The organism is Klebsiella sp. CN_Kp100 (assembly GCF_040065315.1).
Lineage (GTDB): Bacteria > Pseudomonadota > Gammaproteobacteria > Enterobacterales > Enterobacteriaceae > Klebsiella > Klebsiella oxytoca.
This window is the reverse complement of the sequence record NZ_JBEAIJ010000048.1, coordinates 57,356-82,029: the sequence shown is the minus strand read 5'-3', so window position 1 is coordinate 82,029 and position 24,674 is coordinate 57,356. Positions and strand designations below refer to the sequence as shown.

Annotated in this window: 22 protein-coding genes and 1 tRNA gene; 6 read left to right on the top strand and 17 right to left on the bottom strand. The window is 55.6% G+C overall.

Annotated features, from left to right (window positions below):
* Positions 1 to 443: 443 nt before the first annotated feature.
* From ABLV12_RS22240 to ABLV12_RS22230, 3 genes are all read right to left on the bottom strand, one after another.
* Positions 444 to 520 (bottom strand) — tRNA-Pro (locus ABLV12_RS22240).
* A 77-nt stretch (positions 521 to 597) separates the two neighbouring features.
* Complete coding sequence (gene yejM / locus ABLV12_RS22235; protein ID WP_023321342.1) at positions 598 to 2,358, bottom strand: LPS biosynthesis-modulating metalloenzyme YejM; 1,761 nt, start codon at positions 2,356 to 2,358, stop codon at positions 598 to 600.
* A 19-nt stretch (positions 2,359 to 2,377) separates the two neighbouring features.
* A complete protein-coding gene (locus ABLV12_RS22230; RefSeq protein ID WP_004133900.1) occupies positions 2,378 to 2,605 on the bottom strand; it encodes a YejL family protein in 228 nt (75 codons plus the stop codon).
* Positions 2,606 to 2,783: 178 nt separating this feature from the next.
* On the opposite strand from ABLV12_RS22230, the gene yejK reads away from it, so the two are divergent.
* Entirely contained in the window at positions 2,784 to 3,791 is a 1,008-nt protein-coding gene (gene yejK, locus ABLV12_RS22225; protein WP_004114145.1) for a nucleoid-associated protein YejK, read from the top strand.
* 50 nt (positions 3,792 to 3,841) lie between these two features.
* Here yejK and ABLV12_RS22220 read toward each other — a convergent pair whose 3' ends face one another.
* Positions 3,842 to 4,600: a DeoR/GlpR family DNA-binding transcription regulator gene (locus tag ABLV12_RS22220; protein WP_004103958.1), complete on the bottom strand. Its 759-nt coding sequence runs from the start codon at positions 4,598 to 4,600 to the stop codon at positions 3,842 to 3,844.
* 80 nt (positions 4,601 to 4,680) lie between these two features.
* On the opposite strand from ABLV12_RS22220, the gene ABLV12_RS22215 reads away from it, so the two are divergent.
* Positions 4,681 to 5,274 carry an NUDIX domain-containing protein gene (locus ABLV12_RS22215; protein ID WP_016809562.1) on the top strand — a complete coding sequence of 198 codons (594 nt, stop codon included), beginning with the start codon at positions 4,681 to 4,683 and terminating at the stop codon, positions 5,272 to 5,274.
* 61 nt (positions 5,275 to 5,335) lie between these two features.
* Here ABLV12_RS22215 and rplY read toward each other — a convergent pair whose 3' ends face one another.
* Positions 5,336 to 5,620 (bottom strand): 50S ribosomal protein L25, encoded by a 285-nt coding sequence (gene rplY / locus ABLV12_RS22210; protein ID WP_004114143.1) that lies wholly within the window; start codon positions 5,618 to 5,620, stop codon positions 5,336 to 5,338.
* A gap of 137 nt (positions 5,621 to 5,757) precedes the next feature.
* Complete coding sequence (locus ABLV12_RS22205) at positions 5,758 to 7,515, bottom strand: DEAD/DEAH box helicase (RefSeq protein WP_004103954.1); 1,758 nt, start codon at positions 7,513 to 7,515, stop codon at positions 5,758 to 5,760.
* Positions 7,516 to 7,663: 148 nt separating this feature from the next.
* Between ABLV12_RS22205 and rsuA the strand changes: the two genes are divergently transcribed.
* The 3 genes from rsuA to ABLV12_RS22190 all read left to right on the top strand — a co-directional run bounded on the left by rsuA (position 7,664) and on the right by ABLV12_RS22190 (position 10,251).
* A complete protein-coding gene (gene rsuA, locus ABLV12_RS22200; RefSeq protein WP_004103953.1) occupies positions 7,664 to 8,383 on the top strand; it encodes a 16S rRNA pseudouridine(516) synthase RsuA in 720 nt (239 codons plus the stop codon).
* Positions 8,380 to 9,576: a Bcr/CflA family multidrug efflux MFS transporter gene (locus tag ABLV12_RS22195; protein WP_004103952.1), complete on the top strand. Its 1,197-nt coding sequence runs from the start codon at positions 8,380 to 8,382 to the stop codon at positions 9,574 to 9,576. The genes rsuA and ABLV12_RS22195 overlap by 4 nt, the downstream gene beginning before the upstream one ends.
* A gap of 330 nt (positions 9,577 to 9,906) precedes the next feature.
* Positions 9,907 to 10,251: a YejG family protein gene (locus ABLV12_RS22190; RefSeq protein WP_004103951.1), complete on the top strand. Its 345-nt coding sequence runs from the start codon at positions 9,907 to 9,909 to the stop codon at positions 10,249 to 10,251.
* 3 nt (positions 10,252 to 10,254) lie between these two features.
* On the opposite strand, the gene yejF is transcribed toward ABLV12_RS22190, so the two are convergent.
* The 10 genes from yejF to yeiP form a co-directional block, all read right to left on the bottom strand.
* On the bottom strand, positions 10,255 to 11,844 hold the full coding sequence (gene yejF, locus ABLV12_RS22185; protein ID WP_049591761.1) for a microcin C ABC transporter ATP-binding protein YejF: 1,590 nt from the start codon (positions 11,842 to 11,844) through the stop codon (positions 10,255 to 10,257).
* 1 nt (position 11,845) lies between these two features.
* Positions 11,846 to 12,871: a microcin C ABC transporter permease gene (locus ABLV12_RS22180; protein ID WP_004103948.1), complete on the bottom strand. Its 1,026-nt coding sequence runs from the start codon at positions 12,869 to 12,871 to the stop codon at positions 11,846 to 11,848.
* On the bottom strand, positions 12,871 to 13,965 hold the full coding sequence (locus ABLV12_RS22175) for a microcin C ABC transporter permease YejB (RefSeq protein WP_004103946.1): 1,095 nt from the start codon (positions 13,963 to 13,965) through the stop codon (positions 12,871 to 12,873). The genes ABLV12_RS22180 and ABLV12_RS22175 overlap by 1 nt, the downstream gene beginning before the upstream one ends.
* Before the next feature lie 9 nt (positions 13,966 to 13,974).
* Positions 13,975 to 15,780 carry an extracellular solute-binding protein gene (locus ABLV12_RS22170; RefSeq protein WP_064370696.1) on the bottom strand — a complete coding sequence of 602 codons (1,806 nt, stop codon included), beginning with the start codon at positions 15,778 to 15,780 and terminating at the stop codon, positions 13,975 to 13,977.
* A 70-nt stretch (positions 15,781 to 15,850) separates the two neighbouring features.
* Complete coding sequence (locus tag ABLV12_RS22165; RefSeq protein WP_004103944.1) at positions 15,851 to 17,413, bottom strand: cyclic di-GMP phosphodiesterase; 1,563 nt, start codon at positions 17,411 to 17,413, stop codon at positions 15,851 to 15,853.
* A gap of 182 nt (positions 17,414 to 17,595) precedes the next feature.
* Positions 17,596 to 18,165, bottom strand: a complete 570-nt coding sequence (gene mepS, locus ABLV12_RS22160) for a bifunctional murein DD-endopeptidase/murein LD-carboxypeptidase (protein ID WP_004103943.1) — start codon at positions 18,163 to 18,165, stop codon at positions 17,596 to 17,598.
* A 426-nt stretch (positions 18,166 to 18,591) separates the two neighbouring features.
* A complete protein-coding gene (locus ABLV12_RS22155; protein WP_162680287.1) occupies positions 18,592 to 19,305 on the bottom strand; it encodes a phosphatase PAP2 family protein in 714 nt (237 codons plus the stop codon).
* Between the two features lie 36 nt (positions 19,306 to 19,341).
* Complete coding sequence (locus tag ABLV12_RS22150) at positions 19,342 to 20,319, bottom strand: GTP-binding protein (RefSeq protein ID WP_154022256.1); 978 nt, start codon at positions 20,317 to 20,319, stop codon at positions 19,342 to 19,344.
* A 119-nt stretch (positions 20,320 to 20,438) separates the two neighbouring features.
* A complete protein-coding gene (locus tag ABLV12_RS22145; RefSeq protein WP_004103940.1) occupies positions 20,439 to 21,905 on the bottom strand; it encodes a fructuronate reductase in 1,467 nt (488 codons plus the stop codon).
* 315 nt (positions 21,906 to 22,220) lie between these two features.
* Positions 22,221 to 22,793 carry an elongation factor P-like protein YeiP gene (gene yeiP, locus ABLV12_RS22140; RefSeq protein ID WP_004103935.1) on the bottom strand — a complete coding sequence of 191 codons (573 nt, stop codon included), beginning with the start codon at positions 22,791 to 22,793 and terminating at the stop codon, positions 22,221 to 22,223.
* Between the two features lie 146 nt (positions 22,794 to 22,939).
* Between yeiP and ABLV12_RS22135 the strand changes: the two genes are divergently transcribed.
* Positions 22,940 to 23,191 carry a YkgJ family cysteine cluster protein gene (locus tag ABLV12_RS22135; RefSeq protein ID WP_004103933.1) on the top strand — a complete coding sequence of 84 codons (252 nt, stop codon included), beginning with the start codon at positions 22,940 to 22,942 and terminating at the stop codon, positions 23,189 to 23,191.
* Between the two features lie 25 nt (positions 23,192 to 23,216).
* Here the strand turns inward: ABLV12_RS22135 and setB are convergent, their stop codons facing one another.
* Positions 23,217 to 24,398, bottom strand: a complete 1,182-nt coding sequence (gene setB, locus ABLV12_RS22130) for a sugar efflux transporter SetB (RefSeq protein ID WP_026056017.1) — start codon at positions 24,396 to 24,398, stop codon at positions 23,217 to 23,219.
* Between the last annotated feature and the right edge of the window lie 276 nt (positions 24,399 to 24,674).

Sequence of the window (24,674 nt, the reverse complement as noted above, 5' to 3'; positions counted from 1 at the left end):
CCGGCGCAGATATTCAGCGCCGGTGTCCCGGCAGCCGGCCGCACGGATGAAGAGGGGTATGACGCGGGGGAGGTGAGTGAATAATGAACCCGGTGGCGGCCACGATCGTAGCGCCTGACGCTGGACAGAAATAAAAAAGAAAGAAGAAGTCATCAGCCAGGTCTGCCGATACTGGACAACGTGCAGCGCATTCTCTCAACTGGCGCGTCACTGCATTTACATCCTGACGGGAAACGGTCGGCTTGATATGTCGAAAATCTTTCAGCAGATGCCCGGAGCGCGATGCCACGAATGTATGTCCGGTAGTAGGAGGCTTGTTCGCTATCTGAAACGGCGGCAGTATCTGTAAGCCTCTGCGCTGAACGAAACACCCCAATTTCACCCCGCTCGAAAAACAGGCATAAAAAAACCAGCCTTAAGAGGCTGGTTTTACTGGGATTATTTGGTCGGCACGAGAGGATTTGAACCTCCGACCCCCGACACCCCATGACGGTGCGCTACCAGGCTGCGCTACGTGCCGATTTGTGGGGAACAATATTACCCGTTCCCCGGGCGAATGCAAGCCGGGAAATGACTGATTGATTTATAAATAATCAATCAGTTAGCGATAAAGCGTTTTTCATCGGTCAGCACCTGCAGCAGCAAGCTGAGCTGCGGTTTTTGATCTTTAATTTTCTCGCCGTCGCTGTTCCATGTTCTGTAGGTACCGTTGTGATTGAGCACGACGGTAACCTTCGGCGTGGTAATGGCCAGCGTATCGCTATTGGCTGCGGTAACCCAGGCGCGGCGGCGGGCGGCGCTAAACAGGTCTTCACCTTGCGAATACTCATTCGCCGGTGTGGAGACGTGAAGTAAGCGCTGCATCAGCGTCGTCATCACGTCTTTATTATCGGTCAGCGTAGCGATCTCCTGGGCCGGGGTGCCAGGCCAATGGATCACCAACGGAACCTGAAGCTCTTCGCGCGACCAGCCAAACGCGTCATGATGTGGGTTCAGCGGCATACCGTGGCCCGCCGTCACGATAACTACCGTGTTGTCCAGCTTGCCCGCTTCGCGCAGCGCATTCAGCACGCGACCAATTTGCGTATCGACCGCGCCAGCGGCGCTGGCGTAGCGCCGGACAAAGTTTTGCTGCTGCCCGTTATCAAGAGTGGTGCCGTTGAGCGCAACCCATGAGAACCAGCGGTTTTCGTCCTGGGCGTAGCGGTCCAGCCAGTTTATCCACTGGTTTGCGGTCTGCTCGTCGCTTTGCGCTTTCGCCGCCGGCAGCGAGAAATCGGACAGCAGCGCCTGGCGGTACAGCGGGCTGCTAAAACCGTCAGAAGAGAACAGGCCCAACTGGTAGCCCTGCTGATTCAGCGACGTAATCAGCGCTGCGGGGATACGCGCTGACAGGACGCCGTCCATATAGCTCGGCGAAATACCATAGAACAGGCCAAACATGCCGCTGTCGGCAGTGTTACCGGAGCTCATATGCTGGGTAAAGTTAACGTTTTCTTTCGCGAAGCCGGTCAGCGCTGGCATGTTTTGCTCAAAGCGCGAGTAGTTAAGATTATCGACGGTAATCAGCAGCACGTTATAACCGGTACCGAGATCGCGGTAACGCAGTTCGCTAAGCGGGTACTGCACCGAAACGGCTTCCGGCGCGCCTTGTTCTACCAGACGGCGCTGATAGTCCTGCGCGTCGAGCAGGCCGTGTTTTTCCAGAAAACGGCGCGCCGTCATTGGATAGGAAAGCGGCAGATTGGCCCGCTGCATGGTTATCGGGCGATAGAAATTGGCATCCGCCCAGATATAGACCAGGTGGCTACTGATAAAAGAAATAAAGAAGAACCACGCAACGGGCCGGGCATAGTGGCGGCGGCGCGTCAGGCTGCGCAGTTTCTGCCAGCTCCAGGTCGCAAAGAGCATTTCCAGAAGGAAGATGATCGGGACGCTGATAAACATCAGCTGCCAGTCGCGTGCCATCTCGTTCTGATCGGGGTTAATGACCAGTTCCCAGACAAAGGGATTAAGATGCAGGTGGAAACGGGTGAATACTTCGCTGTCGATCAACAGCAGCGTCATGCCGATGGTCGCGAGAACCACCGAGATAAAGCGCATTAAGCGCTGAGAGACAACGATAAACGTTAGCGGGAAAAGAATCAGCACATAGCTGGTAAAGACCAGGAAGCTGAAGTGACCAACGAGGCTGACGTACGAAAAAAGGCGCCCGGCAAGCGTCGTTGGCCAGTCGGCGACAAACAGATAGCGACTGCCGAGCGCCATAGCCAACAACATGTTGAAAAGGGCGAACCAGTGTCCCCAGCTGACCATCTGGGAGACTTTTTCTCGGTAGGGCTGACGAAGAGTCACCATATACTGTTGTTCGTTATCCTTAGTGCGCTGGATCGTCGTTGATAGATGACTGCAGCGCCTGGGCAAAAGAACGGGCGATGGCCTGACGCTGCGCCGGCGCGACGCTACTGTTAATCAGGTTAGTCACCATATTGCCCAATACCATCAGTGAAAGGTCAACGGGCGCTTTATGTGTTTCCAGAACGCTCGTCAGCTCGCTGAGCAGCTGTTCGACGTGTTCATCGCTATAGCGGGATAATTGCGGCATAAACTCAAAATCTGTTTGTTCGTGAAAGGGCAACATATTACCGTAGCAGAAGCTTTTTTTCCGCATTTTTTCGCCACGACGCAAAAGCGCGCGGCTTCGCTCGCAAAGAGTCACGCGGCGGTTGCGTCGTCGCCCCGGCGGTGGTTGAATACCGCCCGGTCTAAAAGGAGAGTTTAACATGAGTCTGGATATCGACCAGATTGCCCTGCATCAGTTAATCAAACGTGATGAACAAAATCTGGAACTGGTGCTGCGCGAATCGTTGCTGGAGCCGACGGCGACGGTTGTTGAGATGATGGCTGAGCTGCATCGTGTCTACAGCGCAAAAAATAAAGCCTATGGCCTGTTTACTGAAGAGAGCGAGCTGGCGCAGGCGCTGCGCGGGCAGCGTAAAGGCGAAGAAGAGTTCCTGCCGTTCAGCCGCGCCGCTACCGGGCGCCTGCGTGACGAACTGGCAAAATACCCTTTTGCTGAAGGCGGGATCGTGCTGTTTTGCCAGTATCGCTATCTGGCGGTGGAATACCTGATGGTGGCGGTGCTGAATAACTTAAGCAGCATGCGCGTCAACGAAGAGCTGGATATCAGTTCTACCCATTATCTGGATATCAATCACGCTGACATCGTGGCGCGTATTGATTTAACCGAATGGGAAACCAACCCGGAGTCAACGCGCTATTTGACCTTCCTGAAGGGGCGGGTAGGGCGCAAAGTGGCGGATTTCTTCATGGACTTCCTCGGCGCCAGCGAAGGGCTGAATGCGAAAGCGCAAAATCGCGGCCTGCTGCAGGCGCTGGATGATTTCGCCGCCGATGCGCAGCTGGACAAATCTGAACGTCAGAACGTACGTCAGCAGGTATACAGCTACTGCAACGAACAGCTGCAGGCCGGTGAGGAAATCGAACTGGAATCGCTGTCCAAAGAGCTGGCTGGCGTCAGCGAGAAGACCTTCCAGGAATTTACCGCCGAGCAAGGTTACGAGCTGGAAGAGAGCTTTCCGGCGGATCGCAGCACTTTGCGTCAGTTAACCAAGTTTGCCGGCAGCGGCGGCGGGTTAACCATCAACTTTGACGCTATGCTGCTGGGCGAGCGGGTGTTCTGGGATCCGGCTACGGATACCTTAACCATTAAAGGCACGCCGCCGAATCTGCGCGATCAGCTGCAGCGCCGCACTTCTGGCGGAAATTAAAATGCAAAATCCCGACGCCGAGTCGGGATTTTTTTAGCGTCAGACCCGCCCTACAGCGCGTAGAGGATTTCCACCCCATTCAGGGTTAGCTGTTGTCGCAGCGCCTCGTCGAGAGTCGTATCCACGATCAGCGTACTGACGCCCCCCAGCTCGCCGATAGCAAAGGCCGAAGCGGAGTTCAGCTTTTCTTGCGACGCCATCACCACCGTTTCGGCTGCCCGTGCCGCAAGCGCGCGCTTGATGCCCGCTTCTTCATAATCACCGGTGGTTAATCCCGCCCGCGGGTGCACGCCGGTAACGCCCATGAAAAACAGATCGGCATTGATGCGGGAAATGCTTTCAAGGGCCGCGGCCCCGACGCTGACCACCGAATGCTTAAACAACCGGCCGCCGATCAAAATCACCTCGATAAGCGGTTTCTCCACCAGCGCGACGGCAATTCCCGGGCTATGGGTGACCACGGTACACGCGAGGTTATCGGGCAGCAGGCGCACCATCTCTCCGGTAGTCGTGCCTCCGTCGATAATCACCACCTGACCGGGCTGAATAAGCTCAACCGCGCGCTGGGCAATAGTTAGCTTTGAGGCCATCTGCACGTTCTTTCTTGTTTCAATAGGCGCGATGGCTTCGGATACCGGCAGCGCCCCGCCGTGCACGCGCTGCAGTTTGCCTTCCGCTGCCAGCTCCCGCAGATCCCGGCGAATAGAGTCTTCTGAGACGCTGAAGCGCTGGCTAAGATCGCCTGACATCACCTGTTTTTCCTCAGCGAGGATCTGCAAAATCTGCTGTTTTCTCTGGCTGGCAAGCATCAAAATACCTTCATGAGTGATCTTGTTTGTGCACGATTATGCATGTTATGTTGCTCGCTGTCACCTAAAAGGGGAAAAACATGCACGCTGACGCACCGCGCGTTCGCCATATCCGCGAAACGCTATTATCGGACAACTGGTACACGCTCAAGAAATATACCTTTGAACTACTGCGCCGTGACGGGCGCTGGCAGGAGCAGAGTCGGGAAGCTTACGATCGCGGCAACGGCGCGGTGATCCTGCTCTACAATCGTGAAAAGCAAACGGTAGTGCTGGTCCGTCAGTTTCGCTTTCCGGTATGGATTAACGGTCATGATGGGTTTTTGATCGAAGCCGCCGCAGGACTGCTGGATGACGCTTCTCCGGAAGAACGCATCGTTGCCGAGGCCGAAGAAGAGACCGGTTTTCGCGTCACCCGGATCGAGCCGGTATTTACCGCTTACATGAGTCCCGGTTCGGTGACGGAGAAGCTTTACTTTTTCATCGCTGAATACTCTGCCGACGATCGGCGCAGCGACGGTGGCGGCCTGGCGACGGAGGGAGAAGATATCGAAGTGCTGGAGTGGCCGCTGGAAAAAGCGCTGCAGGCTATTCGCGAAGGAGAAATCGTCGATGCGAAAACGATTATGCTGTTGCAGCATCTCGCGCTGAATGCCTCAACGCTACTCGCCTAATAAACAAAACGCCCCGAACCTTGCGGAGCGGGGCGTTTGCCATACAACTTTCAGCGAGCGATTAAGCGCGAACGAAGTCGATGTGGGTCAGCTTCGGCTTGAACGGGTGACGCTGAACAGCCTGAGCTTTAACTTTCTCTTCTTTGCCATCAACAACGATGGTCAGAACTTCGTTGTAGAACTCTGCATTGGTCTGCATGTTCCACACTTTGTCGTGATCCAGTTCGATTGCTACTGGCGCAGCTTCGCCGCCATAGATGATGGCCGGGAATTTGTTAGCTGCACGCAGGCGGCGGCTCGCACCCTTACCCTGCTCTTTACGTACTTCTGCGTTGATAGTAAACATTGACGTCTCTCTATATATAAATCCTGCTACAGGCGACCCAGCAGCAGGCAGATTATCTGCTTCGCGAATGCAAAAGCGGGCGGCATTATAGCCGCCCTGCGTTTTTGCAGCAACCAAAACCTCAGTCCTGAGGACGATTAGCGCAGTTCGTTGGCCCGGCGGAATCGCCCCTGATAATCAAACACTTTCTCCCGGACCTGCCAGTATTGCCCCTTCATGCGGGCAACGACAAAGTCCGGGTGGCGCAGAAGCGCCTGCTGGGCGAGGATATCGGCAGGCGTTATCCAGCGCAGCGGCACGCCCGGCGTTCGGGTATGCGGTCGGATAAAGAGCTGCTCAAAGGCGGTACGCTGGGCGGGCGTATGCAGGCGGAAGCGCTCACTAACATCCGCGCCATCTTCATCGTAATAGGTGATTTTTAACCAGGCGCCTTTGTCATCCGCACCGTGCTGAAGAACCATACCGCTACAGCGCAGCACCAGCGCATCTTTGAGCTTCAGCGCGGCTTTCAGCATATCATCGGGGTCGACCAGAATGGTATCGCACTCGCGGCAGCGGCGGGCGGCGATATCGTTTTCCGCGTTACACTGCGGGCAGTTTTTAAAGCGAAAACGAAAATCGCACTGTTCACGATGGCCTTCGTCATCCTCAAACCAGCCCTGGCAGCGGCGGCCAAAGTGTTCAATCAGCGTGCCGTCAGCGGTAGTTTTTCCCCAGAAGGTATTGGCGAAACCGCATGCCGGACAAAAAACCTGGACCGGAACGTTGTCGCTTTTTCCTTTCGGCGTTCCCACTTCAGGGGCATAAAGGTCGTGCGGATTGCCGGCGTAATCGAGAATCAGGCAGTCAGTTTTACCCGGCGCCAGGCGCAGGCCACGGCCGACGATCTGTTGGTAAAGGCTCACCGACTCGGTCGGGCGCAGGATGGCGATCAGATCGACATGCGGCGCATCAAAGCCGGTCGTCAACACCGCGACGTTAACCAGATAGCGGTACTGCTGCGCTTTAAACGCTTCGATGATGCGATCGCGCTCCGGCCCCGGCGTTTCACCGGTGATAAGAGCCGCCTCGCCCTGCGGAAGCAACCCGGTCACTTCACGGGCGTGTTCAACGGTGGCGGCGAAAATCATTACCCCTTTGCGCGTTTCGGCGAATTCAACGATTTGGCTGACGATATGCGGCGTGACGCGCTGCTGCTTTTTCAGCTCGTGATTCAGATCGGCTTCGCTGAACAGGCCGTTACTTTGCGCCTGTAAACGGCTGAAGTCGTATTGAACCACCGGCATGTCCAGCCGCTCCGGCGGCGTCAGGTAGCCATTCTTAATCATATAGCGCAGCGGCAGTTCATAAATGCAGTCGCGAAACAGCGCTTTTTCATCACCGCGCACCATGCCGTGATAGTGAAACTGATAAATCCAACCTTTACCCAGGCGAAACGGCGTTGCGGTCAGCCCCAGCAGGCGCAGATGCGGATTGACCTGCTGAAGGTGGCTGATAATCTGCTGATACTGGCTGTCATTATCGTCGCCGATGCGGTGACACTCGTCGACGATCAGCAGCGAGAACTCCCCCTGAAACTGGTCAAGGTTACGGGCTACCGACTGCACGCTGCCAAAGACCACTTTACCGTGGCTCTCTTTCCGTTTAAGGCCCGCGGCGAAAATATCCGCTTCCAGGCCGAGCGCGCAATACTTGGCGTGGTTCTGCGCCACCAGCTCTTTTACGTGCGCCAGCACCAGCACGCGACCGCGCGCCAGGCGTGCGAGTTCAGCAATGACCAGGCTTTTACCTGCGCCTGTTGGCAGGACAATCGCGGCAGGTTCATGATGGCGGCGAAACCAGGCGAGCGTGGCGTCGACCGCCTCTTTTTGGTAGGGACGTAATGTAAATGTCATGAATTTATGGCGGTTAATTAACTCGCGAATAGTATGCCACGAATCTTTTCCCTTGAGTGGTGTTAATAGCCCGTTATACTACCCCATGAAATTCTTCTTTTTCGGGCGCGTTGCCCGCTCCAGCACTTGTACAGGCTAAAAAAATCTCATGCGACTTGATAAGTTTATCGCTCAGCAACTTGGCGTTAGTCGGGCTATTGCCGGGCGTGAAATCCGCGGCAGCCGCGTTACCGTGGACGGCGAAATTGTAAAAGACTCCTCCTTCAAGCTTCAGCCGGAGCATGACGTCGAGTATGACGGCAATACGCTGGTTCAGCAGAACGGCCCGCGCTACTTTATGCTCAACAAGCCGCAGGGTTACGTTTGTTCTACCGACGATCCGGATCATCCGACGGTACTCTATTTCCTCGATGAGCCGGTGGCGCACAAGCTGCATGCTGCCGGTCGTCTGGATATCGACACCACCGGTCTGGTGCTGATGACCGACGATGGTCAGTGGTCGCACCGCATTACGTCTCCGCGCCACCATTGCGAAAAAACCTATCTGGTGACGCTGGAAAATCCGGTTGATGACTCCACTGCCGGGCAGTTTGCTAAAGGCGTTCAGCTGCATAATGAGAAAGAGCTGACCAGGCCTGCGGTTCTGGAAGTGGTGACACCGACCGAAGTCCGCCTGACCATTAGCGAAGGGCGTTACCATCAAGTTAAGCGGATGTTTGCCGCCGTGGGGAATCATGTGGTTGGCCTGCATCGCGAACGCATTGGCGACATTGCGCTGGATGCTTCGCTGGCGCCGGGTGAATATCGTCCGCTGACGGCAGAAGAAGTCGCCAGCGTCGGCGGCCAACATGCGCGGAGTAAAACGTGACGGCAAAGCAGAATTCTTCATTAGGGATTGTGTTTATTCTTGGCCTGCTGGCCATGTTAATGCCGCTGTCGATTGATATGTATCTTCCGGCGCTGCCGGTGATTGCGGCCCAGTTTAATGTGCCGGACGGCAGCGCGCAGATGACGCTCAGTACCTATATTCTGGGCTTTGCGCTGGGCCAGCTTTTATATGGCCCGATGGCGGATAGTCTTGGCCGTAAACCGGTGATACTAGGCGGGACGCTCATTTTTGCCGCGGCGGCGGTGGCCTGCGCGCTGTCGCAGACTATCGATATGCTGATTACCATGCGCTTTTTCCACGGCCTGGCAGCCGCAGCGGCAAGCGTGGTGATTAACGCCCTGATGCGCGATATCTATCCCAAGGAAGAGTTCTCGCGGATGATGTCGTTCGTCATGCTGGTCACCACCGTTGCGCCGCTGGTGGCGCCGATGGTCGGCGGAGCGGTGCTGGTATGGTTTAGCTGGCATGCGATCTTCTGGATCCTCGCGCTGGCGGCCCTGTTAGCGTCGGCGATGATCGCATTTTTCATTAGCGAAACCCTGCCGCCGGAACGGCGACAGAAATTTCATATTCGCACTACGCTTGGCAACTTCGCCACCCTGTTTCGCCATAAGCGCGTGCTGAGTTATATGCTGGCAAGCGGATTTAGCTTTGCCGGGATGTTCTCGTTTCTGAGCGCTGGCCCGTTTGTCTATATCAATATCAACCACGTTTCACCGCAGCACTTTGGCTACTATTTTGCGCTGAACGTGGTTTTCCTGTTTGTCATGACCATGATCAACAGCCGGTTTGTGCGGCGGGTTGGGGCGCTGAATATGTTCCGCGCGGGGCTGTGGATCCAGTTTGCGATGGCGGTATGGATGGTGGTGTGTGCGCTGTTTGACGTCGGCTTCTGGGCGCTGGTGTTTGGCGTGGCGGCTTTCATCGGCTGCGTTTCGATGGTCTCCTCCAACGCGATGGCGGTTATTCTCGATGAGTTTCCGCATATGGCCGGGACGGCCTCCTCGCTGGCTGGGACGTTCCGCTTTGGGATTGGCGCTATTGTCGGCGCGCTGCTGTCGATGGCGACCTTCACCACGGCCTGGCCAATGCTGATTTCCATCGCCTTCTGCGCCAGCAGCTCTATTCTGTTCTACCTCTATGCCAGTCGGCGGCGAAAAGCCGCACGATAAGCGACTTCCAGGGGGCGATATCGCCCCCTTTTTTGATACATATCAACCGAAACCGGCTTCTCTGTTCAGCAATTTGTTTCTTTTATGTAAAATCAAATCGCTCAATTAGTCGCATTATTGCGATAAAAAAGTTGTTTTAGATCACAGAAACGGGTACATATAGCCCGAAGATGTTCACTCTGCACAATTATAAACTTTTATATTACAAACCACTAACACGGCTATGCCGCTGGTGTAAGCGTTTTCGGTGCAGGAACAGGACTAATTGTCAATAATGTGTTAGTATTGTTGTAAAATTATTGTGAAGTATTTTGCTTCCGGGGAAAACACGTGAATACACTGCAACTCTCTATCGTACACCGTCTGCCGCAGAGCTATCGCTGGCTGGCCGGTTTTGCAGGTTCAAGAGTTGAACCGATTCCGCAAAACGGCGCTCAGAGCGAAAATAGCCTTGTGGCGTTGAAATTACTTAGCCCCGATGGCGATAAGGCCTGGCCGGTTATGCATAAACTCAGCCAGGCGCTGAGCGACATCGAAGTCGACAGCTCCGTTGTTGAATGCGAGGGCGAACCGTGCCTGTTTGTTAATCGTCAGGACGAATTCGCGGCAACCTGCCGGCTGAAAAATTTCGGCGTGGCGATTGCAGAACCGTTCTCCGGCAACAACCCATTCTGACCGTCAGCTTAACGCCAGCAGCTGACGGGTATACTCCTGTTGCGGAGCGGTAAACACGCGTTCGCACTCACCCTGCTCGACGACCTCTCCCTGCCGCAGCACCATTACCTGATGACAAAGCGCACGCACGACGCGCAAATCATGGCTGATGAAAATATAGGCCAGCTGATGCTTTTGCTGTAGCGCCTTCAGCAGCGCCAGAATTTGCGCCTGCACGGTTTTATCCAGCGAAGAGGTGGGCTCATCCAGCACGATTAGCTGCGGTTTGACGACCAGCGCCCTGGCGATAGCGATGCGCTGGCGCTGTCCGCCGGAGAAAGCGGCAGGGTAGCGATGCCGGGATTGCGGATCGAGACCGACCTCCTGCATCGCCTGAATCACCGCCTGCTCTCGCTCGGCCGGCGTGAGCGTTGGCTGATGGACGCGCAATCCTTCTTCAATAATTTGCAGAACGTTAAGCCGTGGGTTTAGCGATGAGTTGGGATCCTGAAAGACTACCTGCATGCGTCGACGCAGCGGCAGCATCTGCCGACGGCTGCGCCCCTGAAGCGTCTCGCCGTCAAAGACGATTGCGCCTTCAGAATGAATCAGGCGCAGCAGCGCCAGCCCTGTAGTACTCTTGCCCGATCCGGATTCGCCGACCAGACCCAGCGTTTCTCCCGCGCGCAATTGAAAGCTGAGGGCGTTAACCACGCGATTATGATCGACCACCCGCCGCAGAAGCCCTTTGCGGATCGGAAAGGCGATACTTAAGTTTTCCGCCCGCAGTAATTCTGGCGCATCCGGCGCGAGGGGCACGGGATCGCCCGACGGCTCGCTGTCCAGCAGGCGGCGGGTGTAAGGGTGTTCGGCAGCGGAGAATAGTGCCCGGCAGCCGTTTTGCTCCACGCAGCGGCCGTTCTGCATCACCGCGACGCGATCGGCAAGCTGACGAACGATGCTCAGGTTATGGGTGATAAACAGCAGCCCCATATTTAACTCTTGCTTGAGTTCGCGCAGCAGCGCGAGGATTTGCGCCTGTACCGACACGTCCAGCGCGGTCGTGGGTTCGTCGGCGATGAGCAGCTCCGGACGAGTCAACAGCGCCATGGCGATCATTACCCGCTGGCGTTCGCCGCCGGAGAGCTGGTGCGGGTAGTCGGCCAGACGCCGCGGCGCATTGCGGATCCCAACGCGATCCAGACAGTCGAGGATCTCTCCGCGCGCCGCTTCTTTACGCATCCCGCGATGCAAAGAGAGCACTTCGTAGAGCTGTTTTTCGAGGGTATGCAGCGGATTGAGTGAAACCATCGGCTCCTGAAAAATCATCGCGATGCGGTTGCCGCGCACGCCGCGCAGCGTATGTTCATCGGCGTGTAGCAGCGACTGGCCGTGAAAGCGGATATCCCCTGTGGGGTAGCTGACCGGCGGCGAGGGCAGCAGCCGCAGTATCGACAGCGCGGAAACGCTCTTACCGGAGCCGGATTCGCCCACCAGCGCCAGGGTTTCACCGACCGCAATGCGTAGCGACAGCTCGCTGACCACGGTGGTGGTTTCCCCCTGCTGGCGAAAGGCGATGGAAAGGTTGTCGATATCTAACAGAGGTTGCGTCATGCTACACCGCCTTGCTTGGGTCAAAAGCGTCGCGAACCGCTTCACCGATAAAAATCAATAACGTCAGCAGGAGCGCTACCGACAGAAAGGCGGCGATGCCCAGCCACGGCGCCTGAAGATTATTTTTACCCTGCAACAGCAGCTCGCCCAGCGAAGGAGAGCCCAGCGGCAGGCCGAAGCCGAGGAAGTCCAGCGAGGTCAGAGTCGTAATCGAACTGCACAGAATAAACGGCAGGAAGGTCAGGGTGGCGACCATAGCGTTAGGCAGCATATGGCGCAGAATAATGGCGCGATCGCTAACGCCGAGCGCCTGCGCGGCGCGGATATAATCATAGTTGCGGGTGCGCAGAAACTCGGCGCGGACGACCCCGACCAGCGTCATCCAGCCGAACAGCACGGTGATGGCCAGCAGCCACCAGAAATTGGCCTGCACGACGCTCGAAAGCAGGATAATCAGAAACAGGGTCGGCATCCCCGACCAGACCTCGATAAAGCGCTGTCCCCAGAGATCAATCTTTCCGCCGTAATATCCCTGAACGGCGCCGGCCATCACCCCCAGCACGCTGGAGAAGAAGGTCAGCAGCAGGCCAAAGAGAATGGAAATGCGCGTGCCGTACAGAATACGCGCCAGCACGTCGCCGCCGTTGGCATCGGTGCCCAGCCAGTTCAGCCTTGACGGCGGCGAAGGGAAGGGGGTTTCGGTGGCGAAATTAATGGTCGTTGCGCCGAAGCGAACCGGCGCCCACAGGGCCCAGCCGTTATCGTCCAGCCGTTTTTGCAGCCACGGGTCCTGATAGTCGGCGGCAGTAGCAAAGCGGCCGCCGAAGGTGCTCTCGCTATAGTTTTTTAATAACGGTACGTAGAGACTGCCGCGGTACTGCACCAGCAGCGGTTTATCGTTAGCAATCAGCTCGGCGCACAGGCTGCAGGCGAAAATGACTAAGAATAACCAGAGCGACCAGTAGCCGCGGCGGTTGTGGCGAAAACGCGCCCAGCGGGCCTGATTGACGGGACTGAAAAATGACATTAGCGGCCCTCAAAATCGATACGCGGGTCGACCAGCGTATAGCTGATGTCGCTGATGATATTCAGCAGCAGGCCAATCAGGGTAAAAATATACAGCGTGCCGAACATGACCGGGTAATCACGAGATACCGTGGCTTCATAGCCCAGCAGCCCCAGTCCGTTCAGCGAGAACATCACTTCAATCAGCAGCGAGCCGGTAAAAAACATGCTGATAAAGGTGGCCGGGAAACCGGCGATCACCAGCAGCATCGCGTTGCGAAATACGTGGCCCCACAGGATCTGCTTTTCGCTAACGCCCTTTGCGCGGGCGGTGACGACGTATTGCTTGCGAATTTCGTCGAGAAAGCTGTTTTTGGTGAGCATGGTGAGGGCGGCAAAACCGCCGATCACCGTGGCCAGCACCGGTAGGGTGATATGCCAGAGATAGTCGAGGATTTTTTGATACCACGGCAGGCTGTCGAAGTTGGCTGACACCAGCCCGCGCAGCGGAAAGAGATCGAAATAGCTGCCGCCGGCAAAGATAACGATCAACAAAATGGCGAACAGAAAGGCCGGGATCGCATAACCGATAATAATCAGCGTACTGCTCCAGACGTCAAAATGACTACCGTTGCTGACCGCTTTGCGGATCCCCAGCGGGATCGACACCAGATAGATGATGAGCGTGCTCCACAAGCCCAGCGAGATAGAGACCGGCAGGCTGTCCCCGATCAGCTGCACGACCGATGAGCTGCGAAACAGGCTGTCGCCAAAATCAAAGCGCAGGTAGTCGCCGAGCATTTTAAAATAGCGCTCGTGGAGAGGCTTATCAAAGCCGTAGCGGTGGGTTATCTCGGCGATGACTTCCGGGTCCAGCCCGCGCCCACCTCGATAGTGGCCGTCGCTGATGTTGCTAACGCCGGTACGCGCATGGCTGGCAGCCATCCCGCCGTCTCCGGCTCCGGGCAGACCGCCGCGATCGCCGAACTCTATTGCCGCGATCGCTTGATCGACCGGGCCGCCGGGAGCGATCTGCACAATGAAAAAGTTAATGGTGATAATCGCCCACAGGGTGGGGACGATGAGCAGTAGTCGGCGGAGCAGATATGCACCCATCTTAATTCCTTAACGTCTGTCCGCGGGAAGTCTGGCCGCTTTGTTGGCGTCGTACCACCAGTTTTCGAAACCGGATGAGTAAATCGCGCGAGTCTTCGGGAAGGAGAATTTATCCCAGTAGGCGGTGCGATCCTGCGCCATATACCACATCGGCAGCATGTAATAGTTCCAGGTCAGCACGCGGTCGAGGGCCCGGCCCAGCGGCAGCAGTTTTTCCTTGTTGCCCTGCCAGCGAATGATCTGCGCAATAAGCTGGTCGACGGCCGGGCTTTGAACCCCTGAGGCGTTATAGCTGGAATTAATATATTCCGAATCCCAGGAGATTTGCAGGCCGGTGTCGGGCCAGGGCGACGCGCGCCAGACGTTTGGCATCATGTCGTAATCCCGGCTGCGCTTGCGGTTACTGTACTGGGAGTTATCGACCTGGCGAATGTCCATAACGATGCCGAGCCGCTGAAGATTGTGCTGAAAGGGCAGTACCCAGCGATCGCTGCTGCCGGAGGGGAGCAGCAGCTCAAAGCGTAACGGTTTGCCGCTCTGCGCGTTTACCCGCCGCTGGTTTTTCACTATCCATCCCGCCTGGTTGAGGATGGCATCCGCTTTGAGTAAATTCTCCCGCGCAAAACCATCGCCGCTGGAAACCGGCGGCCGGTAAATCTGCGTGAAGACTTCGGCCGGGATCTCTTTTTTCAGCGGCGTCAGCAGGGCGAGCTCGTCGGCATCAGGATAATCGCGCGCCGCGTATTCGGTATTCTGAAAGAAGCTGTTGGCGCGGCTGTAGGAGTGATAGAACAGCGCCTTATTCATCCATTCAAAATCAAAGGCGAGGGTGATGGCCTCGCGAATCCGGCGGTCGGCAAATATCGGGCGCTGAATATTAAAGGCCAGCCACTGGGTATTTTGCGCCGAGGTATTGGTGTATTCGTCTTTAACGATATAGCCGTGGCTAAAGTTGCGCCCGACGTAGCGGGTCGCCCAGTTTTTGGCGACGTTCTCTTCCCGACGATCGACGGCGCCGGCCTTAAAGGCTTCGAAGGCGACATTGTCATCAAGGTAATAATCGTAGCGTAGCGTATCGAAATTCCAGCGCCCGCGGTTGACCGGTAAATCGGCGGCCCAGTAGTCCTTCACGCGGGAATAGGTGATGTACTGGCCCATGCGCCAGGCGGTAATGCGGTAGGGGCCGCTGGCCAGCGGTGGAGCGGAGAGCGGGTCGCTGAGTTTATGGTTTTTCCAGAATTTTTCCGGCATCACCGGTAGCGTCATCAGGCTAAGCATGTTCTCTTTGCCTGGTTTGGCTAACTCAATGCGAACGGTTAGCGGGGCGATAGCTTTAACGGTAGTGCCTTTATAATAGAGACGAAACTGCGGCACCCCTTCGGTCATAAACTTCTGGAAGGTAAAAGCGACATCGCTGGCGGTGATGGGACTGCCGTCGTGATAGCGGGCGTGTGGATTGAGCGTAATCTCCATCCACGAAAAATCATCGGCATAGCGCGTATGCTCGGCAATCAGCGGGTAGTAACTGCCGGGCTCATCGTCAGAGGTGGTGAACAGCGTATCGTATAGCGCTTCGGTTCGAATACCCGGATTACCGCGCAGGGCGTAGCGGTTGAAATTATCAAAGGTACCGATAGCCGCAAGGGTAATCGCGCCGCCTTTAGGCGCGGCGGGATTCGCATAATCGTAGTGGTCAAAGCCCGCGGCGTACTTCGGTTGGCCGATAATCGCGAACGTATCGCTCGTCAGAATAGTTTGCGCCCGGCTGTGCAGGCTAAATAAGGTCAGCAGTATCAGGCTGATGCGGGCAAACATAACCAGGGTATCGTCCTCCAATGACAGGCCTGAAGTGGCCTGACCTCTGATAGCAAATAATAAAGGACACTTAGCGGGTTGGGAAATATTTCGCCGGCTGCGCGTGGGCGGCGATCAGCGCTTCCAGCGTCAGCGGGCGACTTAACCAGTAGCCCTGCAAAAAGTTTACGCCATGATCGCGCAGCCATTCCGCCTGTTCCTGCGTTTCCACGCCTTCGGCAACGGTAGCGAGCTTCAGGCGGCGGCTTAGAGTGATGACGGCATCGAGCACCGGCGAGGTCACGGTCTCCGTCCCGATAGCCTGTACGAAGCCGCGATCAATCTTCAGGTAATCAAAGCTAAAGCGCTCCAGATAGATGAGCGCGCTATGGCCGGTACCAAAATCATCAATCGCGATTTCAAAACCCTGCTCGTGTAGCCAGTCGAAGTTCTCTAATGAACGATTTTTATCGATCATCGCGCGCTCGGTGATCTCCAGTACCAGCTTAAAGTGGTCGGCTGGCATGGCGGCGGCGAAGTGCTTAAGGTCCTGCTGAAAGCTCTCTGCGTGCAGATGAAGGGGGGAAATATTGATCCCAAGCTTGATCCCTGCGGGCAGGAGCGTCTGCAAAACAGGCGCATCGTGCGCAATCAGTTTTAAGAGGTGGCGAGTAAGCGGAATGATGATCTGCTGGGTTTCCGCAAGATTAATAAAGACGTCAGGGGGGATCTCTCCGGCCACCGGATGTTTCCAGCGCATCAGTACCTCAACGCCGCTGATCTGCAGCGTCTCCGATTTCACCACCGGCTGATAGACCAGGTAAAACTGATCGTTTTTGATCGCCAGCAGCAGCTCCTTTCGCGGGTCTGATTTTATCGTGAGAATGTAATAGCTTAACAGTCCGGCCAGCAGCCCGCACACCACCCCCAGCAGCAGGGCAAACTGCGTATTCTCCGCCAGCCAGCTGTTAGCATAGAGATAGATTTTCAACGGTAAACCCTCAATCTGCGTCTGGCGAATAGGCGGCGAGAGCAGGGTCTGCGGGTCGATAAGCTTGTTGCTGAAGGTCGAGATCGCGGTGTGCTTAATGGACAGCGCCAGGCCGCTGAAATCATTCTGCCGTGAGGAGTAGAGTATATAGGGTGTCAGATTCGCGTTGATCGAGACAAAAACGCCGTCTTTACCGCCGTGCGGGCTACGAACCCACATCGCCAGCGCCGCGCTTTTCGGCATCATGGGCGTACCGGGAAGGATCGCCATATCCACCGCTTGAGTGATATCCAGCTGTGGAATGAGCTGGTTAAAAGGTGTGTTCATTGCACCGGTGGCGGAGGAGCAAAACGCAATACCATTTTTAACCAGCAGGAAAGCGCGTACGTTTGGGCTGAATGCCGCATGGGCGGTTAATCCGGAATCGATATTTTCGCAGGGCTGACTCACCAGCGGCTGTAGTCCCGCAATCGTCTGGTCTAAATCGTGAAAATAGCCCGTCAGATAAGCATGAACATTGTTGATGATAACGTCGAAACGCTCCGCGCGGTTGTGATAGATCACCATAAACTGGATGCTGCCGGCCAGCAGGGCGACGGCTATGCCAACGCATATGCTGGTTAGCCAGATTTTTCGCCGGGGAGAGAGGTGACGGGTAGGCATAGGCTCCAGGCAGTCCGTGTGGTTGATTCGCGCAATGCGCTAACAGAAACATGCTTTTTCTGTCGTCGCTTCAAGAGATAGCCTATTTTACGAAGTTTATTGGCTGGCGAGCAAAAAAAAACACTGCTTCAGCAGTGTTTTGTTTCTTCGTTGGCCAAGGGAATAACCAACGGCAGAAGAGATTACGAGCGGCTCAGAACGCGTCGCGCTTCGTTATAGCGCTTTTTCCAGTACGGCTCATCCATGCTGGAAATCGTCACACCGCTGCTGGTGGAAGCATGAACAAACTGGTTGTTGCCGATGTAGATGCCTACATGACGGCCCGTTGAACCCGCACGGAACAGTACTAAATCACCGGTACGCAGCTGTGAACGGCTAATGGATTTTCCGGAATCCTGCTGCTCAGAAGTCGAACGCGGCAGCTCCAGGCCAAACTGTTCACGAAAAGTACGCTGCACAAAGGCGGAACAATCAATGCCTTTGCGAGTGCTGCCGCCGAGGCGGTAACGCACGCCCTTCCAGCTGGCATATTGATCCATCAAACGGGACTTAACGTCCAGGTTGCGGACCATGGTTTCAAATTCATCCTGAGAGGCTTGCAGTGATGATAAATCGCCACTACCCACAGCAAGCGTCTCAGAATGCATATTTCTGGCGGTACTATTTGAACTACACGCGGAAAGCAGAACCGCAACTGCAATCGCGGGGGCGACCCGCAAGATATATCTCAAAATCGGCTGAGATTTGACCATGCTGTGTGTTATCCCTTGTTGTCCTTAACGACAATGTCGTTATAAAAAATGCCAAACGTGTTAGAGCCTAATTACCTGGTCGCAATGAGACAATTCCGTAAGCATAAAATTGTGGCCTGACGCACAAATTTATTCATTATCTGAATTGATGTTGCTGGAGAGGCAAAACGAGATTGAGGTTACCCGATCGAACGGGGGATGGCGAGCGGTTTTGCGCATTTTCTTATAAGTATTTTTGCGACAAAAAGTGAATCATCGGCAAAGGCCAAAATAGCGGCAGGGATGGGTAAAAAATATGCAATTTACTCATTTTTAACAGGATTAATGTGACAGCAAGATGATAGCGGGTGAGAAAGAGTGAGATGATAAAAAAAGGGACCCAGAACGATCCCTTATGAATGATATTAATTAATTGTAAAGATGACTTTAAATTTTCGTTCTTCCGCCGGGGAGGTAACGTTCAAATAAAGTAATCACTTTATCGCTCAGTGGGGTCATCAACACCCAGGGAGCGCCAATGAGCACGGCCGTTAATGATCCGACGGCAATATCGGTAAACCAGTGCGCGCCGATCATCACCCGCGGGAAAGCGAACACCACAAAGATAACCAGCGCAATAGCGAAGGCGCGACGGCCAAAATAGCGCCACATGAAAGAGGCAAAAATCAGCAGCATCATGCCGTGATCGCCCGGGAAGCTGTCTTTAGACGCATCTTTAGTCGGAAAGGAGATGACATCGCTGACTTTAGTGATATCGGTGAACGAGAGCGAAGGGCTGGCTCGCTTCACCGGCATCAGGTGCTGGGCCAGCTGATTGATAATGACGGCAGCCAGCAGCATCACCAGGCCGATGATAATCACCCGGCGGCGTCCGGCGCTCTGTTCTTTAAACCAGAAGCTCAGCATCAGGCTGCCCATCGCCAGCAGCGAACAGGCGTCAAACGCGCGGTTGTTGATAATCGCCAACAGCCAGGTGTAAGCGGTGTTGACGCCGACCAGGTGGTTAAAGAAATAGAAAATCGCCGCGTCCAGCGGAGCCCAGAAACCATGGTTAACCGGAAGATACCATGAACAGAAAAGCGCTATACCTGCCGCGTTTAACAGCAGGATGAGGGGAATTCGATTTTTAATCATAACTATCGCGTGTTGTGTAAAACGACGGCAACCATAGCCGCCCTAAGTTAAACGAATCTTCAACAAAGAGGCCTGAAGAGCATTCCAGTCCGTTTCTGTATCGGCTATCAGCTCAATACGGCTATCGGGCGGGGCAACGTTTTGCGTCTCAATATGCAGATCGAGCTGCTGGCGATTGATACGAACCAGCCCTTCGGCAATACGCATGACGCCTTTAACTCGTCCAACCGGCGCCAGGCGCGCCCATTCAAGCAGAGCGACGGTATCGAAGACGGTTTCAGCGTCAAAAATCCAGCCGCAGGCGTGATAGCCCTGAGCGCTATTGAGGCTACGACGCCAGCGCTGGTGCGCGGGAAGGCTAAGCGCGGCAAGGCCTTTTTTCTGCCCGTGGTCGTGCGCATGCCCGACCCCTGCGGGTAGCGGCGCCAGATTGCGGCGCGGCAAATCAAGCAGCTCCGGGTCGATATTACCTTGGCTAGCGCTGACGCAGCGACGCTCACCGGAGTACGCCTCACGCCAGGCGACAAAAGCGCGCTGGCTCTCCTCCGTCGAGCGGTCGGCTTTATTGCTGACAATAACGTCAGCGGCAGCCAGCTGGTCGCGAAAGTTTTCGTTGCTCACGACTTTTTCGTCCAGCAGCTGACGCGGATCCAATATGCACAGGGTGGCGCGCAGATCGATCCATGGCGCGTAGACCGGGGCGGTCAGCATATCGAGGATCTGTTTAGGATGGCCTAGTCCGGTGGGTTCTATCAGCAGACGGTCAGGTTTGCCCTGGCGCAGCAGGGTGTTGAGCCCAACCTGCATCGGCAGGCCGTTAACGCAGCACATGCAGCCGCCGGGGATCTCTTTCAGCAGCGCGCCGCTTTCCGCCAGCAGCGCGCCGTCAATGCCCACTTCGCCAAACTCGTTGACCAGTACGGCCCATTTTTCATTTGCGGGCTTATTGGCCAGCAGGTGCAGAATGGAAGTGGTCTTACCGCTGCCGAGAAACCCCGTGATCAAGTTGGTTTTGGTCACTTTTTCTCCAGGATAAATGTAATGTTGTAACAGTTGAGGCTATCCTGACGAAAAAAAGGGGAAAAGAGAAGCGTTAACGCGGACAGAAAGGCGCTCCGTCCGCTTAAAGGCAGAAATTGTTAATCATTCAGCGCGGCGGCGACGGCCTGGCGCGCGCCAAAAGCGGCGAGCTGATGCCACGCGGCGGTGACATCAGCGACGAACTGCGGATTCTGCGGCAGGTCGCGGCCGAAGATCTCCTCAAGCGTAAGCAGCGCCGCTACGCGCTGTCGCTCATCGCTGGTGGCAACGAGGTGGTGGATTTTATCGGCCAGCGGATCGCGAATATCAATGACGGCTCCGGCGTCATCCACGCCGCTAACATAGCGCATCCAGCCAGCGACGCCCAGCGCCAGTAGCGGCCAGCGGCTCTCTTGCGCAAGATGGACGCGAATTCCGTCAAGCATACGTTGCGGCAGCTTCTGGCTACCGTCCATGGCGATTTGCCAGGTGCGGTGCTTCAGCGCCGGGTTGCTGAAACGTTCGATCAGGCTGTCAGCGTATGCCGACAGGTCAACGCCCTGAATGGATAGCGTCGGCGCCTGTTCATCAACCATCAGCCGGTATGCGGCGCTGTGAAAAATCGGATCCTGCATGCAGTCGCTAATATGCGCATGGCCCGCCAGGTAGCCAAGCCAGGCGAGGAACGAGTGGCTACCGTTGAGCATCCGCAGCTTCATCTGCTCCCACGGTAAAACGTCGTCGGTCATCTGAACGCCCGCCGTTTCCCAGTCCGGGCGACCGGCCACGAAGTTATCTTCAATAACCCACTGAATAAAGGGTTCGCAGCTGATGGCGCAGGGATCTTCTACGCCCAACGCAGCGCGAATTTCCGCCAGCGACTCCTCGGTGGCGGCTGGTACGATGCGATCAACCATGGTGCCGGGGAAGCTGACGTGCTCAGCAATCCACTGTGCCAGCTGCGGATCGCGTTTTTCAGCCATGCCCAGCACGGCGTTTTTCACTACATGTCCATTATCAGGGATATTGTCGCAGGAGAGCACGGTAAAGGGTGACAGCCCTCGCTGACGGCGGCGCGCCAGCGCTTCAACCAGTATTCCAGGAACCGATTGCGGCAAAGTCGGGTTTTGCAGATCGTGAATAATACGCGGCTGCGTCATATCCAGCAGGCCGCTGGCGGGGTCGATGCAGTAGCCTTTTTCGGTAATGGTCAGAGAGACAATCGCCACCTGCGGTTCACAAAATTTCTCAATAATAGCGGCGAGCGAATCGAGTTTAGCGTTCAGACATTCATGCACGGCGCCGACAACAATTGGCTGGCTGCCCTCAGCACCTTTTTCCAGCACGGTAAACAGGTGGTTTTGCTGGCGAAGCTGGCTCATCAGCCGATCGCCGCTGAACAGACTAATCTCACAAATCCCCCAGTCTCCGCCGCTGGCGTTAAGCACCCGATCGGTGAGTAGCGCCTGATGCGCGCGATGAAAAGCGCCAAAGCCGAAATGCACAATACGCGAGCGCAGCTGGCTGCGGTCATAATGAGGGAGCTGTACGCCTTCCGGCAGCGTGGCCGTCGCAATGGTAGTCATTCTTAATACACCTGATTAACCGATAATTAACATCTCTAGTGTAAAGTTATATGACAGCAAATTAAATTGGTGAGCCTTGTTTATCCGCTTAGTGTGAGCTTGATCAAGCAATCGAGCACTGTTTAGCGAAGATCCTGCTAACAGGGGCGGGAAATTAGCGATAATTTCGCCGCTATTGGTATGACAACTTTGGGTGGCTTTGTAGGGGATAGCCTGGCGATGATGAAGGGCCAACAGCCGTATGGCGCGCATTAAGAAGCAAAAAGACAGCCATTGACTGTCTTTTGCATTTTGCACTGACTTTAAAGGCTGGATTTAGTCCGCGCGGCCCATGTAGCGGCTCTCTTCGATATGAATACGAATGCGCTCGCCCGCGCTGAGGTATTCCGGCACCTGAACGACCAGGCCGGTGCTGAGGGTAGCCGGTTTGTTGCGGGCGCTGGCGGATGCGCCTTTGATGCCCGGCGCCGTCTCAATAATTTCCAGATCCACGGTCTGCGGCAGTTCCAGCGCCAGCAGTTGGCCGTCCCAGGTCAGAACCTGCATGTCAGGCATGCCGCCTTCCGGCATAAACAGCAGCTCTTCTTCGATTTGCTCTTTGGTGAAGATATACGGGGTGTAATCTTCTTTATCCATAAAGACATATTCATTGCCATCGATATAGGAGAAGTCAACGAAGCGGCGGGTCAGGGTAACGGTATCGACAATGTCGTCGCCTTTGAAGCGCTCTTCCACTTTCAGGCCGGTGCGCACATCGGAGAAACGCATTTTGTACAGCGTCGCTGCGCCGCGGGCGCTCGGTGACTGAATATCAATATTTTTAACAATCAGCAGTTTGCCGTTGTAATTCAGCACCATACCTTTCTTAATTTCATTCGCTCTTGGCATTGCAGTAATCCTGTCACTTAAAGGGTCGAAAATATCGCGTAAAACTACTCGCGCCGGGCCTTTCAGGCAAGCGGAATTCGTGTGTTTTGCTATCTTCGGGTAAAACGTTTAGGCTGGGCCGCAAAAGCCTATCGGAAGAGTCGATTATGGAATGCCGCCCTGAATGCGGAGCTTGCTGTATCGCTCCTTCTATCTCCAGCCCTATCCCGGGTATGCCGCAGGGCAAACCGGCAAATACCCGCTGTATACAGCTTTCGGACAATAACCTGTGCGCGATTTTTGGCTCGCCGTTGAGGCCCAAAGTGTGCGCCAGCCTGAAGCCGGAAGCGGAGATGTGCGCCACAAATCGCGAAGAAGCCATGATCTGGCTTCTTCATCTTGAGCTGAGCACTTCGTGACGTCGGAAGCCCGCACGGACACCCTTTATACGTCTTTAATGCGCCACAGGCAGGCCTGAGTGGCGAGGCCCATCACCAGCGCAATCCAGAATACGGCGTGATAGCTCCAGACTTCCGCAACGACCCCCGCCAGCGAACCGGCAATAATCCAGCCAACGCGGATAGTATTGGTATAGAGGGTCGTGGCCGCACCAGCCTGGCCTGGCATCAGGTCCTGAAAATAGAGCATACCGATACCGGCCAGAATGCCGATAAAAATAGCATTCAGCACCTGCAGGGCCAGCAGCAGTCCCGGGGTGTGTACGGTTAGCATGCCAACATAGAACAGCACCCCGGCAACCGCAGAGATCTGCATCAGGAAACGCTTACCGAAACGTTTGGCGTAGTAACCCGCAATCAGCATGGTCGGGATTTCCAGCCCGGCGGCGGTGCCCATCATTAATCCCGCCAGTTTTTCAGGTAAATGCAGCTCATTAATAATGAACAGCGGCATGTTAATGATGTACAGGCTGTTAATTCCCCACATCAGCGTACAGATGATAAACAGCAGCAGCGCGTCGCGGCGGTTGGTGCGCGGCGCTTCAAGATGTCCCGTCACCACCTTCGGCTCTTTGCGCATGCTGGGGAGAAAAAACCAGACTATCGCGCCGCAGACCACGAAGGCAATCGCCGCGCTGAGGTACATCACCGTAAAGCCGAAACCCATCGCCAGCGCGTAGGCCAGCGGCGGGCCGATGACCCATGCCAGCGACACCTGAGCGCGCAGGATCGAGCTGAACATGACCGCCTCGCGGCCCGTTTTGTCCGCATGTTCGCGGGCGAGGGCAAACATCTGCGGGTTCGCGGTGGAACCAAAGCTGCTGAGGAAAACGCCGACGAAGAGCAAAATAAAGTAGTTACGATTCCACGCGAAGAGCACGCAGGCCAGCACGCCCATCAGGCAGCAGAAGACGATCAGCTGCTTGCGGTCGCCTTTGCGATCTGAGCGCCCGGCGAGAAACTGGCTCACCAGAATGCCGATCACCGCGCTGCCGGTAAAAAAGAAGCCGACCATCGCCGGTCGTACGTGAACTTCGTCAGTCAGGAACAGGCTCAGGGTAGGCGTTTGTAGCGCCCCGGCAATGCCCGTCAGGAAGGCGACGATCAGGAAGGCGGAAGAGGTTAAATCGAACCCGCGTCGTGGCAGGGCGGCGCTACTGTTTTGCATGTCGGCTTTCATCGGTTTCAGGAGTCGCGGAGTTTACGCCGTCAGTCAGATAATGAACAGTACCAGGGCACGAATAAATCAAAAAGACGTTTCAAAATTTTGCTTCAGCAAAATGCTGAAGTTCTGGCGGGTTTGTCATCACCTCGTCAGCAAAAGTGTGCTGTATCTCTAACTTCTGTTATCGGGAGAGTAACTTTTCTTGCGCGCTGACTAATAAAGGTACAGACTTCTTGAAACGTTTCAGCGTCATCGGGAGATTCTCCGGCAGTCAGGTGA